Annotated in this window: 8 protein-coding genes; 1 reads left to right on the top strand and 7 read right to left on the bottom strand. The window is 52.5% G+C overall.

Translation table 11 applies throughout. The features are described 5' to 3' along the window. Positions 1-78: 78 nt before the first annotated feature. The 5 genes from PLIM_RS22750 to PLIM_RS09870 form a co-directional block, all read right to left on the bottom strand. Positions 79-3,063 carry a GAF domain-containing protein gene (locus PLIM_RS22750; RefSeq protein ID WP_052301545.1) on the bottom strand — a complete coding sequence of 995 codons (2,985 nt, stop codon included), beginning with the start codon at positions 3,061-3,063 and terminating at the stop codon, positions 79-81. Further along, positions 3,002-3,649, bottom strand: coding sequence for a hypothetical protein (locus PLIM_RS09885; RefSeq protein WP_013110169.1), 648 nt, complete (start codon positions 3,647-3,649; stop codon positions 3,002-3,004). Before PLIM_RS09885 ends, PLIM_RS22750 begins: the two co-directional genes overlap by 62 nt. Positions 3,650-3,749: 100 nt before the next feature. Beyond that, positions 3,750-4,262, bottom strand: a complete 513-nt coding sequence (locus PLIM_RS09880) for a chemotaxis protein CheW (protein ID WP_013110168.1) — start codon at positions 4,260-4,262, stop codon at positions 3,750-3,752. Beyond that, on the bottom strand, positions 4,259-6,991 hold the full coding sequence (locus tag PLIM_RS09875) for a hybrid sensor histidine kinase/response regulator (protein ID WP_013110167.1): 2,733 nt from the start codon (positions 6,989-6,991) through the stop codon (positions 4,259-4,261). Before PLIM_RS09875 ends, PLIM_RS09880 begins: the two co-directional genes overlap by 4 nt. 287 nt (positions 6,992-7,278) lie before the next feature. After that, on the bottom strand, positions 7,279-8,361 hold the full coding sequence (locus tag PLIM_RS09870) for a ferrochelatase (protein WP_041401528.1): 1,083 nt from the start codon (positions 8,359-8,361) through the stop codon (positions 7,279-7,281). A 380-nt stretch (positions 8,362-8,741) separates the two neighbouring features. Here PLIM_RS09870 and PLIM_RS09865 point away from each other — a divergent pair, with 380 nt between their 5' ends. Next, positions 8,742-10,859 (top strand): terpene cyclase/mutase family protein, encoded by a 2,118-nt coding sequence (locus tag PLIM_RS09865; RefSeq protein ID WP_013110165.1) that lies wholly within the window; start codon positions 8,742-8,744, stop codon positions 10,857-10,859. Positions 10,860-10,910: 51 nt separating this feature from the next. Here the strand turns inward: PLIM_RS09865 and PLIM_RS09860 are convergent, their stop codons facing one another. Together PLIM_RS09860 and PLIM_RS09855 are read right to left on the bottom strand one after the other, a co-directional pair. Further along, complete coding sequence (locus PLIM_RS09860; RefSeq protein WP_013110164.1) at positions 10,911-12,074, bottom strand: zinc-binding dehydrogenase; 1,164 nt, start codon at positions 12,072-12,074, stop codon at positions 10,911-10,913. A 42-nt stretch (positions 12,075-12,116) separates the two neighbouring features. Beyond that, complete coding sequence (locus tag PLIM_RS09855) at positions 12,117-13,433, bottom strand: DUF5690 family protein (RefSeq protein ID WP_230849437.1); 1,317 nt, start codon at positions 13,431-13,433, stop codon at positions 12,117-12,119. Positions 13,434-13,549: the final 116 nt, after the last annotated feature.

The raw sequence follows: 13,549 nt of genomic DNA, 5'->3' as shown, positions 1-13,549 counted from the left end.
GATGGCAGAGTCAGTCAAATCCGCCGGAGAACATTCTCAAAGTTCATGAGCGAGAATGTTCCCGGCCGTTGACTGCTGTTAGTGGGAACGCAATTTCTGGAGGAATTGAGTCGTGGCCTGATCAAGCCGGTTCGACTCGATCGCCAGACCTTCAGCCGCTGTCAGAATATCTCCAGCTCCCTTACCACCTTCGTCGGCAGCTTGTGAAACCCCGGCGATATTGGAAGAGACTTCGGCTGTTCCACGGGCTGCTTCTGAGACATTACGGGAAATTTCGTTCGTTGCGGCCGATTGTTCTTCAACCGCGCTGGCAATCGTGGTGCTGATCTCGTTGATCTTCCGAATCGATTCACCAATTGAACCAATCGCAGTGATCGCTACACCCGTTGCATTTTGAATGGCATTGATCTTCTGGCTGATTTCCTCAGTTGCCTTTGCCGTCTGTCGTGCCAGTTCTTTGACTTCATTAGCCACCACCGCGAAGCCTTTGCCAGCTTCTCCCGCACGGGCCGCTTCGATGGTCGCGTTCAACGCGAGCAGATTGGTCTGTTGAGCAATCGATGTGATCACTTTCACAACCTGCCCGATTTCGTTACTTGATACTCCCAGATCTCGAATGGTGGCGTTTGTCTTCTCAGCATCATGGACAGCGGTGGCTGTCATTTTTGATGCATCCTGAACATGTCTGGCGATCTCGGAAATTGATTTGCTGAGTTCTTCCGAGGCCGAAGAAACCGTTTCGACGTTTCGGGTGGCTTCTTCACTGGCAGCAGCCACAACCTGTGCCTGTCGTGCCGTTTCGTCAGATGTGGCAGCGAGAGACTTCGCACTGGCCTGCATTTCTGTTGCCGATGAAGTCACGATCTCGACAATCCCGCGAATATCTTTCTCGAAAGTATCCGCCATCTGAACTTGCTCGGTGATGATGGTGAACGTCACCATCGGCCCGACATAGTCCCCTTTTTTGTCGTAAATGGCGTTTACCTGGACATCGAGATGATCTGTGCCAAGTTGAACCCTGGTGGTAAAGGGCAGATTGCCCGGGTTCCCGAGAATTCGAGACTGCAGTTCCGTCTGTCGGGAGAAGAGATCGAAAGGCTTGCCCTTGAGTTCGTTGACCTTTCGGGGAAGTTGATTCTCCAACCGCTTGAGATTTTGAGATGCTGCGGGATTGAAGTATTCCAGCACCCCTTCACTGCTGGCCATCAGGACATTGATGGGCATGTTTTCCATCATGTTCTGAATGCGGGTGACTTCGTTTTCCATACGAAGTTTCTCGGTCACGACATCCCAGGTAATCATCGAACCCACAGCTTTACCTGAAGCATCCGTTACGGGGCTGATGACCAGATTGAGCCATTCCGGCCCGACCTGAATCTGGGCTTGCCGCGATTTTCCACCCAGGTTATTCAGGATATTTCTCTGGTAGGCGGGATCTTTATGGAAGATATCAATGCTCTGTCCCAGGATCCCATCGGCCTTGACTGGGAGATACTTTTCTAAAGTCCGCAGAAGATTGATCGATGCGGGATTCAGGTAGGTGATCTTGAAGTTGGAATCCGCCAGAATCATATTGGAAGGCATGGATTCGACCATGCACTTCATGCGGAAGGCATCCAGTTGCTGCAAAGTGCTGGAGAGTGCACGAGCTACTGCCCGCAAGGCTTCTGCACGTTCTTTAGTCAACGTGATTTCACGAGTGACAAAGAAGTCGATTGTGCCAATCACTTCCCCATACATGGTGATAGGTAATGCCACACCCGACTTGACACCTGCAATCTGAGCAGATGGTGCCCGGACGCAATCAGTCACGCTTGCCAGGTTCTGAACGAAAACCAGATCTTTGTTCAACCACGCCTTGCCATTCAATCCCACACCGCGAGCAAAAATGGAGGTCTCGGTCACCCGACGGAATTCCTGCGAGACGGTTCCATCTTCAGCTGAGAATTTTAAGACCTGGTCTTTGTTATCGATTGCCCAGTAAGAACCATACTCCCAACCAAAGACATCTTTGACAGATTTCAAGGCGATCTGGATGGCTTCTGCAGGTGATGTCGCGAGAGACAGGGCCAATTGAACGCGATTTGTCGCCTCAACGTTCTTGGCGATTTCAGCCTGAATACTCGCTGTTTTTAAACGCTGGATCTGGTTAGAGACCATTCGTCCGACTGACCGCAAAGTTTCAATTCGAGCTGTTGAAAGTTCCAGTTCTTCCGTGGCAAAGAAATCCATCGTGCCAACCACCTGATCATCGACAATCAGTGGAAAGCACACACCCGATTTCACACCGGCTCGCATAGCCACCGGGCCACGCACACAATCCGGAACTTGTGTCAGATCGCGTACGAAGATCAATTCCCGCTGTCGCCAGGCACGACCGCAAAGCCCTACACCTTCAGCAAAAGTTGTGATCTGTGTCAGACTGGCAAATTCGGGATTCACAGTGCCCGATTCCTGAGCAAATCGCAGTACATTGGCAGCGCGATCCATGGTCCAGTACGAACCGTAGGCCCAGCCAAAACCCTTCTGAACGGCTTCAAGTGCTTTTCGTGCAGCATCTTCAGGGCTTTCCGCAGTCTGCAGTTCAACGAGGACGCGATTGGTGGCATTCTGATTTTCCTGGGCTTCAGTAGCAGCCAGTTCAAGTCGTCTCTTCTCGGTGACATCCTGGAAGCTGATAACCTGACCATCGCGGATCCCGCCAGGGACAGTGGCAGGGTGAATATCGACTTGAATCATCTTCGTTGACGTTCGATGGATGAAACGCTGGGCAGAGTAAAGATTGGCCGAGAGCTGTCCCAATTGCGGCAACCTCTCGTATAAAACTGCTGCCGGACCACCGAGCAGTTCATCGGGAACAAGCTGTAAATCCGCAGCAATCGATCGCAGAATTTCGAGGCAGCGATGATTCATCGTGATGATCTGCCCACTCTTGCTGATATGCATGAGGCCCATCGGTGCGGCTTCAACGAGCATACGACTCGATTCTGTACGAGCCAGATCATGAGGGGCAATGCCATTGGTTGAATGAGCGATCTGATCGAGAATTTGTGCGGTCGTCATGGTCGGATCCTGGAGCTTCAGTTCGAAGTTGATGAGAGGTGGAATCAGTCAATGGATTGGTTGGTGATGTGTAGGGAATCGATCTGTTGGAAGTTGCTTCTCGGGTGTGATTTTGAGTCTGTATGCCATCCGTGTGATCAGCATGCGGCAGCCTGTCTGGAGCCAGTGACGGCTTTGCAGCACCCGAAGTATGCAGCAAAATCTGGCTGAGCCGATGCAAGGCCAGTTCCCAGGTTTTCTGTCGGGAGGCACTCCAGCGAGAAGCTTCCACCTCAGCCAGCGATCTCAAGAGGGCTGTCTGAATGGCGAGAAGTTCTGCCGCTGTCCAGGGGATCTGCCGTGTTTGTTCTCTGAGATCGTTGGCGAAAGCTTCGAGAAGTGTTTCATCGAAAATCACACGAGATAACAGCGGAATCCCTTTTTCCAGGGCACTCTTGAGAAGCTCGGGTTGGATTCCTGCAATGATCCCATTGCCTGCTGTCCAGACGGATTGCAGATGCTGCGGGAAGACGCTGGCAACTGCTTTCGCATCGACGTTCTGCTCGACCTGCGCGACTGGATATGCCAGAACTTGAGGACGATTCATGGGGAGCCACTGAGGTCAATAATTCGATATTCAAAAATTCTGAGTTTGAAACAAACGAGCTTGAGTATTGAGTTTGAAAAGCGAGGCGGTCATCCATTCGTTATGGTCGCGATTCCATCGGTGGATGTTCCGATTTCAGCGGCCCGCCAATTGCCAGAATGGCCGTCACGTTGAGCAATAGCAGGAGGTTCTTTTCCAGGCGGATCACACCTTCGGTATAGGCCTTCCAGGTGGATGAAATCGTGCGAGGTGGAGCTTCAATAGGCATCTCGGCGATATCCAGCACATCGCCCACGCTGTCGACCAGCAGACTGAAGGATTCGCCCCGGTAGCGGAGCACCACATTCATGCTTCCCTCCGATTGCGAATAATCAGGCAATCCCAGACGCCGCCTCAGGTTGATGGCGGTGACAATCTGGCCGCGGAGATTCAACAGCCCGGCTATTTCTCGTGGTGCCAGCGGAACGGAAGCGATTGTCTGGGGGTTCAGAACCTCCTGCACAATACCGACGGGAATGCCCATGAGTTGTTCGTTCACCCAGAAGGTGACGAACTGCTTCTGATTCAAGGCGTGCGATTCAACGGTGGGAGTTCCATCAACTGGAGCAATCATGCGGAAACTCCCGAATGAGGCTGCATCCTGCAGATTTGTGCCATCGAAGAACTCAATTCCTGGGGATTAAACTTGGCGAGAAAATGATCAAAGCCCGACTTCAGAATCCGCTGGCGATGTTCTTCGCCCAGAAGAGAAGTCATCGCAATCAATGAAGATCGTTTCTGCTGATCTCGCCGGCAGTACCACTGGGCAAATTCACAACCCGTCATCTCGGGCATTTCAATGTCGCAGATAATGACATCAAACTGTTCACCCCGCTCGATGATCTGTTGCGCCTGATGACCACCAGAGGCCGTGATGATCTTATGGCCGTCGGCTTCAATCGCGGTTTGCAGCAACTGACGGAAAAATGGGGAATCATCAATGGCCAGAACACGCAAGCGGTTTCGTTCATCTTCTCGATGAAACCAATGAGGATTGGCCTGGGTGAGATAGTGCTGAATATCAATAATCTCGGTCGCCTTGCCACCGACGACCGTCGTGCCAAAGACTCCGGGACGTTTCCCTTGCATGCGAATGGTGATGGTCTCTTCGATAATATCTTCAATCTTGTTGACCATCAGCCCCATCATGCGTGAGTTATCGCTGAAGACAACCACCGGTTGAGGATCGAGTCTCTGGACATCACGGCTGTTTCCACGAATCGGGATCAGAGGCAAGAGATCTCCGCGATACTGGACAACCAGTTGCTCGCCGACCTGCTCGATCTGTTTAAGGGAGAATTCTTCGAGCCGCGCCACCAGGCCGAGTGGTACAGCCATGGTTTCCTGATGAGGTGTCGAGAATAAGAGCAGGCTGGTTTTGTCATTTTCTCCATTGGCTGCATCCTGCTGAAGATTCCGCAGCTCTCTCTGGGTTCTGCTGGCAGTTCCACCCAAAGCTGCTGCTGTCCCCGCGACATCCAGGATCATAATGACTCGGCCATCACCGAGAATAGTCGTTCCCTGGTAGACTCGCAGATCTTTCAGAATGCTCCCCAGGGGTTTGACGACGATCTCTTGCGTATCGAAAACTTCGTCAACAATCAGACCAAACTGCTCATCTCCCACTTGCACAACGACAATACTCATGTCGCCTTCGTTGTCTGGGGGCAAAGAAGGAAGTTTGAGTGCATCGCTGAGTCGCAAGAGAGGCAACAATCGGTCACGCAGGCGAAAAATTCGCTGGTCGTGGATTTTTTCAATACGGATGAGATCGTCGACTGAGAGCCTGACGAGTTCGACAATTCCTAATTGTGGAATCGCGAATGATTGCCCGGAACTGGAGACGACCAATGCCGAGATGATGGCCAGCGTCAGTGGGATCTTGATTCGAATTGTTGTCCCCTGCCCCCATTGAGAGCGGAGTTCGACTGTTCCCCCAATGCGTTCAATCGCTGTGCGGACAACGTCCATGCCCACGCCACGGCCTGAGACACTCGTGACGGTCTCGGCTGTGGAAAAACCTGGCAGAAAGATGAACTGAAGGATCTCTTCCTCAGAGAGGTGCGCCAGATCGGATTCGGTCGCCAGACCCTTTTCAAGGACTTTCTGTCGCACCCGTTCGACATGAATGCCAGCGCCATCATCTTCCACGTGAATGATGACATGGCCCCCTTCGTGAAAGGCTTTCAGTCGAATTGTGCCCGATTCGGATTTTCCCTGTTTTCGGCGAATTTCGGCTTTCTCGATGCCGTGGTCGGCCGAGTTTCGCACCATATGTGTCAGCGGATCTTTAATTGCATCGAGAACGGTGCGATCAAGTTCCGTCTCCGCGCCGTGCATTTCAAGTTCGATCTGCTTCGATGTCACTTGCGAAAGATCGCGAACAAGTCTGGGGAGCTTACTCCATGCATTGCCAATCGGCTGCATGCGGGTTTTCATCACCCCTTCTTGAAGATCGGTTGTCACTCGGTTGAGGTGCGTGACTGGCACCTGGAATCGCGATTCATCTTCGCCGCGAACCATCTGCAGCAGCTGATTACGGGTCAGAACCAGTTCACCGACCAGGTTCATCAGCTTATCGAGAACTTCAACATTCACTCGAATCGATAGGTCAACAGCAGCAGAGCGTCGTCCTTCGTTATCGGAATCACTTTCTCCATTCGCACTATTTGGAGCTGCTGCCATTGCAGCGGGTTTGCCGTTTCGATTTGAACCTGGATCAACTTCCGCAGCTTTTGAGACGTTCGCAGAAACAACAGGGGCTGATGAAGTAACTGCTGTAGCCGGACTGGTTTGTTCCGTATTCAGTTCACCCGTCGATTCTGGATGTTGGAAGTTCACCGGCTGACTAGCAGTTGTTCCCCCAGACAGGACCTGAGGTTGTATTGGAGCAGGAACATGTCGAGGCTGGCTGACCGGGGAACTCAACGATGCGAGTAAATCGAGTTTATGAATCAGTGCCGAGGTGTCAAGTTCAGGCTCGGCCTGAGTTTTTTCGATGGTTTCCAGTAGGTGCTTGATTGTGTCGACACCATCCAGCACGAGAGAGATCGCCTCGTTGGTGACATCGAGTTCACCATCGCGCATTTTGCCAAGGACGTTTTCCGTGGCGTGGGCGACTTTTCCCAGATGTTCAAATCCAAGGAAGCCGCAGGTTCCCTTAATTGTATGAATTGTGCGGAAAATACTGGCGAGGAGTGGACTGTTGCTGGGTTCCTTTTCGAGAGCGACAACTTCGGTGTCGAGTTGGGCCAGGTTCTCCCAACTCTCTGCCAGGAATTCCTGCAGAATATCCTCGTCCATTATGTTTGAACCCCCTGCACACTGGCTTCGATAGTCGGAGCGAAGCGAGCTTGAAGGCGTTTGCCTGGAAAGCCCGAATGAATCTGAGATGGACCAGATCGGGCAGACCAACTTTGCAGACGACATCAGACCGGAGCAGCACAAGAGCTTGACAGTCTCTAAGAACTGTCAAACGGTATGTGGCCCAGCGGTCAGCACTGCTTCATGGGAACTATCGGCAGATTGAGCCGATGGATTGCGTGCTGGAGGATCAAAATCAGTTTTTGAGTGTTTTACTGTCGCCGTTGTCAGATCTGTCGTGCTGTCGAGCCGTTGGAACCGTCACGATTGGAAATGTTTGCCGCGGTTGTCGGTCGGCCTGTCGGGTATTCACAACAGTGTGGCGGGCAGACATCGTGGCTGGGGCCGAAGTGACCAATCGCCTGGCGGCAGCTTCGTCGGCCGATCCGTTCTTCGACAAGTTCTCGAATCATGGCAATAAATTGAGGATGAGTCCCCACAGTTCCAGATCGAACAAAATTCAGGCCCAGTTGTTTGGCGAGCAGACTGGCTTCTTCATCGAGGTCATACAGGACTTCCATGTGATCCGAGAGAAAACCCACCGGGGCGACCGCGACATTTCGGATGTTTCGCTCGTGGAGGGATTTGAGATGATCAAGAATATCCGGTTCCAGCCAGGGATCCTGAGGACGTCCACTCCGGCTCTGATAGACCAGTGACCAGCGATCCTTTTCGAATCCCAGGGCGTTCGCAATCAACCGACAGGTTTCAGTCAGTTGCAACGTATAGTTGGATCGATCCGCCATCGACATCGGGATACTATGTGCGGTGAATGTCAGATGGGCCTGCTGACGCTCTTCATCACTCCATGGGGACATCGCAGTTCGTAGCCGTTCGGCATTCGCCTCGATAAAGAGGGGATGGTTGTAGAACATTCTCGTCTTCTCGATGAGAGGTGCCTGGGCACCAACGGCTTCTCGAGCGGCGATAATGTTCTCGCGGTACTGCCGGCAGCCGGAGTAACAACTGTAGCCCGAGGTAAAGAATGCCAGCGCACGCTGCACCCCCTGCTCTGCCATTTCACGAACTGTCTCTGTGAGCATCGGGTGCCAGTTGCGATTACCCCAATAGATGGGCAGATCGATACCAGAATTCTGGAACTCAGTTTTCAAAGCTGAGATCAACTCTCGGACCTGGTCGTTAATCGGGCTCTTACCACCAAAGTGATAGTAATGTTCAGCAACTTCCAGCATGCGTTCTCTGGGGACCGGTTTGCCTCGAAGCACATTTTCCAGGAACGGCAGGACATCTTCAGGGCGATCCGGGCCTCCAAAGGAAACGATCAACAATGCATCGTAGGGCTGGTTCATAAAAATCAGTCTTTCCGTGGAATGGATCATCGAGTCGCCACTGCTATGCCTGAAGTCTGTGCGACCAGAGACTCACGACTTGCACATGGCACGCGATGAGTCAGGTTCTGCGAAGGCCATAACAATCGAGGATAACTCTGGGATTATGGCCATTCGCGCGTCAATCGCCACTCTGGTGAATTGATAAGCCTTAAGAACAGGCGAAATCCAGCTGTGCCCAGTAAGCGGTCGAGCCAAAGTCCTGAGCGGCTTGTGGAACATGCTCAAGTTTTCTTGCGGCATTGGATGCAGTGGCTTAGGATAACCGCCACTGGAGAATCCAGACCAGATATTCAATCAACAAAGACTAGGATCTGCCCAGGGATGGAGGGGCTCCTGAAATGACTTCAGGTACTTTTGGTGCGAAACGAGTCGACCTGCTGGCAGCATTCGAACATTCGGCACCTGCTGAAAAAACGCGAGAAACCTGTGTGGGATTACAGACCGCGATTGCGAGAACTCGCCAGTATCTTCTCGATCAGCAACATTCCGAGGGATTCTTCGTTGCTGAGCTTGAAGGAGATACGATCCTCGAATCCGAGTACATCCTCCTGCTGGCCTTTCTGAATGAAGGGCAATCGCCTGATGCACAGGCAGCAGCCAGGTATCTGCTGACAAAGCAGAATACAGATGGCAGTTGGAGCAACTTCCCAGGTGGCCCCATCGATGTCAGTTGTGCTGTCAAAGCTTACCTGGCCTTGCGAATTACAGGTCATGCAGCCGATGAACCCGCTTTAATCAGGGCTCGTGAAGCCATTCTGCAGGCAGGTGGCGTCGAGCGTGTCAACAGTTTTACGAGATTCTACCTCGCCATGCTGGGGCTTATTCCTTATTCGCTGTGCCCGGCTGTTCCGCCAGAAGTGGTTCTCTTGCCCGATTGGTTCCCGATCAATCTTTCACAAATGTCAGCATGGTCGCGGACGATTGTCGTCCCACTGAGCTTGCTTTGGGCCTTTCAACCCGCAGTGGAATTGAACGACGCGGACGGCCATCAGATCACCATCGAGGAGTTGTATGCCTCTCCTGAGAAGCAGTTGCCCCGGTTTATTCGCGGTGTGAATCATGAGTCGAACTCCAACGGCTGGATGAACTGGAGTCGATTTTTCTTTCGCGTCGATCAATGCCTGAAGTCCATCGAAAGTTATGGAATCAAACCTTTGCGGTCGCGTGCAGTCCGCAAATGTGTGCAGTGGATCCTGGATCGGCAGGAGATGAGCGATGGATTGGGAGCGATCTTTCCTCCGATCGTCTGGACGTTGATCGGGCTTAAGTGTGCCGGGTTTGACGATCAGCATCCAATGGTTCAAAAACAGCGGGACGAATTGAATCGACTGATGCTCCGCGAGCAGGATGCGTTACGCCTGCAGCCTTGCTTGTCTCCCGTATGGGATACTGCAATTTCGATCATTGCCTTGAGGGAGTCGGGAGTCGAGCCAGATCATCCTGCACTATCTAAAGCCCGGAACTGGCTGCTGAGTAAAGAAGTCCGCCATGCCGGTGACTGGTCGAAAGCGCATCCCGAGACCCCTGTCTCCGGATGGTATTTCGAGTTCAATAATGAGTTTTATCCCGATGTTGATGATACCGCGATGGTGCTGATTGCTCTGGCTTCCACATTACCAGAAGAGGCGACGCCGTTAGCGATTTCCCATGGAGTTCTTCCTGTCCAGACCGGTTGGAGTGCAGAAAGTACCTCTCGCGTACAGGCACTCAAGCAACTGGAAAATCATCGGCCAGTCTTAGAAGCCATGGGGCGCGGTGTGCAGTGGCTTAAGGCACTTCAGTCCAAAGATGGTGGATGGGGAGCTTTCGATTCGGATATCAACAAGGAACTACTGACAAAAGTTCCTTTCGCTGACCATAACGCCATGCTTGATGAGACGAATGCCGATATTTCGGCTCGCGTCCTCGAAGCGTATGCAGCCGTGGGGATCAGTTTCAATGATCCATCTGTGCAAAGAGCGCTGGAGTTCATCTGGAATGATCAGGAGGACGATCATGCCTGGTATGGTCGCTGGGGCGTTAACTACATCTACGGCACATGGCAAGTTCTGGTGGGACTGACTGCCATTGGTATTTCCGCCCATGATCCTCGCTTAGTACGTGCGGCGGGTTGGCTCAAGAGCAAGCAGCAGGCCTGTGGTGGCTGGGGTGAAACTCCCGCCACTTATGATAATCCGACCCTCAGGGGACAAGGCACACCGACTGCCTCACAAACGGCATGGGCTGTACTGGGTTTGATTGCAGCCGGTGAGCAGAACTCGATTGAATGCCAGCGGGGCGTGGAATTCCTGCTGAAAACTCAGAAACATAATGGCACATGGGACGAAGAAGAATTTACGGGGACAGGCTTTCCCAGGGTCTTCTACCTGCGATACCACTATTACCCCCTCTACTTCCCACTCATGGCACTGGGGCGTTTTGCCAGAGCTGGTGGAAGAGTAAATTTTGCAGGATGAGTCAGCCAGTCAGCTGATGCTGCTTCAGATGCCTCAAGTAACCTCGTGAGCCTACTTCTGAGTCATGGTGATCCCGATGCGGATTGCCGAGGGTTCTTTACCTGCCGTCATGGCTTCACTGATTTGTTCCAGAGGAAACCACTGCTTGACCAGCGACTCGAAGGGGTAATTCTGGTGTTCGCTGGCCAGAAATTCGATAGCAGTTCGCAAATGCCTCGGGCCATAGTTGTGGACACCCCGCATGGTAATCTGACGACGGACAAGCTGTTCGAGTGCCATACCAATCGCAGGTGATGGGAAGACGGAACCCGCCAGAACAATCGTGCCGCCCAGTCGCACGAGAGGCCAGACACTTTCAAAGGCGGCATTGTTCCCAGAGAGTTCAGCAACGGCATCAACCCCATGAAGAAGACCAGCCGAACGGAGAGTCTCTGCCAGTTGCATCGAATCTGAAGTGTGGGTTGCACCGAACTTCAAGGCTAACTCTCGTCGATAAGGTTGAGGATCAACGCAAATGACATGGGTGGCGCCCAGCGATCTGGACATCGCACAGGCCGTCAATCCCAGCATCCCGGCTCCCAGAATGCAAATACTGCGGCCCTTAAGCGGTTGAGCCGCTTCAAGAACTGCGGCAATTGTCGAGGTCGCACAACTGGCTGGACAGGCCACCGATGTGGGCAAATGGGGTGGCAATTTGATAATTGCCGTCCCGGGGACCAGCAGGCAGTATTCGGCCAACCCTCCCAGAAGTTCTCGCCCGGGACGAAACGCTTCGTGACCATACTTGACCGAATTCAGGCACTTCTGGGGAAGATCGCGTTCGCAATAGAAGCATTTGCCGCAGTTGGCCACGACGGCCCAGGTCACGAGATCTCCCACATGGAGTGGGGCGTTGGCGAGATCAGCGGGAGTAAAGTCTCCGCCGATCGCCGCAATCTGCCCCACAATCTCGTGCCCCAGAATTGTCGGCACAGGAACTTTGCGACGACCTTCTACGCTATGGAGATCACTCCCGCAAAGTGTGCACGCCGTGACCTTTACCAGAATTTCCCCGGCACTCAACATGGGAAGCGGTATCTGATTCAGTTCAAGATGGTGCGTCTCACCAGAGAAGACGGCAGCAGTGCAGGCTGTGGGGAGAAATGCTTCACTCAGCCGCAATCGTTCCATGCGACCACTGCTATCTCGAGAAGAACTGGATGTTGTCGCTTGCATGATTCGTACATCCGAAGAGTGACAAAGAAGTTCCGGCCATCATCAACGGGAGATGCGGACTTCGAGTTCGGTCAATTCTGGTTGACGAGGCTGAACCTTCGAGAAGTAAACCCAACTGATCACCAGGGCAATTGTTGAAACAATTACACTCGCCCAACTGGAAATGATGAGTAGTTCTACAACGTTCGTGCTTCGCGAGATATAGTTTTTCAGGAGAACAATCCCGACAAAGCCCAGATACCCGATGGCATCGACAACATACATCAGGAATCCGACGGTCCCTTTATCGCGAGTCATGGCAATCAGGCGTTCAAAAACGGTGGTATGAAAGGCCACATAGGGGAGATAAAGTCCCAGTCCCAGGAGGACGATGAAAGTGAAATCGTTCATCAGGTCAAGGTGATGTCCAATCAGAGAGCCCGCGAGAAGACCCAGGCCGACGCCGCAGGTTCCTAAGGCTGTAAAAAACGCCAGCCGATTATTGCGGATCAATACGGCTGTTCCATTCACAGCGATCACTCCCAGCGTCACGAGAGTCTCAGACTTGGTAAACGTCGAGGATGTGAATGTGCTCCCCAATGTTTTCCAGATTTCCGGCTGAAAGTCATCACGCAGGCTCCGCAGAATCGTGACCAGCAGATAGAACACAATAATGGGCAATAGACCCGGTGCATAGCGGCTGAAAAACGTCCAGCGTTCATTCCCATTCATGGTGCTCCGCTCGGTTCGTGCAGCGATATCTTCGATCGATGGTGGAGGAACCAGAGCGAGCATCACCAGACAGATTCCCAGGGGAAGCATAAACAACCCCCCGGCCGTTGCGGGCATCCAGTCTTCACTCATGCCGACATCCGTGAGTAGCCAGGTTCCCACAGACTTCATGACTCCCCCAGCGAGGATAAAACTGGCACAAAGACCGGCTGTGAGAGCTTCACTCGAACGACGACCCTCCAGGCAGCCAAGCACTAATCCAAAGACCATACCCAATGGCAGGCCATTGAAAAACATGAAGACCAGATTCCACGGGCGTGGTGTTAATCCAAAGCCAATCAGACTCAGTTGTGCGAGAGCGATGAGAATCAGAATGCCCAGCACCCGGCGATGTGGCGGGGTTTCAGCAATCACTTTAATGCCAATGAACTTGGAGAGCATGTAGCCAAAGACTTGCGAGATGATCAGCACGCTTTTGAAGTCCATCTGAGCCAACAGCGGCTCATTGAAACTCCCGGCAGTGAATGGTTTGCGAAAGGCATACATGGAAAAGTAACAACCAAAGGCAGCCACGACAGTCCAGAGACCCCAGAAGAATTCCTGCCAGGGACTTCGTGAGGTTCGCGGTGGAAAAGCAGCGTATGACACAAGAATTTCGTTCAAAGCTGTGGTTAAAGTTCATGGGATGGATGAAACTCTACCCACGCTTTGATGTGGACAACCACAGTAAAATAACGATTCTCATTGTTTCTTAACAATCAACT

It is taken from the genome of Planctopirus limnophila DSM 3776 (assembly GCF_000092105.1).
Taxonomy (GTDB): domain Bacteria; phylum Planctomycetota; class Planctomycetia; order Planctomycetales; family Planctomycetaceae; genus Planctopirus; species Planctopirus limnophila.
This window is presented reverse-complemented; position numbering and strand designations above follow the sequence as displayed.

Excerpts from the sequence above, each read along its gene's own strand:
- PLIM_RS09870 (WP_041401528.1), bottom strand. The coding sequence starts at position 8,361 with ATGAACCAGCCCTACGATGCATTGTTGATCGTTTCCTTTGGAGGCCCG.
- PLIM_RS09860 (WP_013110164.1), bottom strand. The coding sequence starts at position 12,074 with ATGCAAGCGACAACATCCAGTTCTTCTCGAGATAGCAGTGGTCGCATG.
- PLIM_RS22750 (WP_052301545.1), bottom strand. The coding sequence starts at position 3,063 with ATGACGACCGCACAAATTCTCGATCAGATCGCTCATTCAACCAATGGC.
- PLIM_RS09880 (WP_013110168.1), bottom strand. The coding sequence starts at position 4,262 with ATGATTGCTCCAGTTGATGGAACTCCCACCGTTGAATCGCACGCCTTG.
- PLIM_RS09865 (WP_013110165.1), top strand. The coding sequence starts at position 8,742 with ATGACTTCAGGTACTTTTGGTGCGAAACGAGTCGACCTGCTGGCAGCA.
- PLIM_RS09885 (WP_013110169.1), bottom strand. The coding sequence starts at position 3,649 with ATGAATCGTCCTCAAGTTCTGGCATATCCAGTCGCGCAGGTCGAGCAG.
- PLIM_RS09875 (WP_013110167.1), bottom strand. The coding sequence starts at position 6,991 with ATGGACGAGGATATTCTGCAGGAATTCCTGGCAGAGAGTTGGGAGAAC.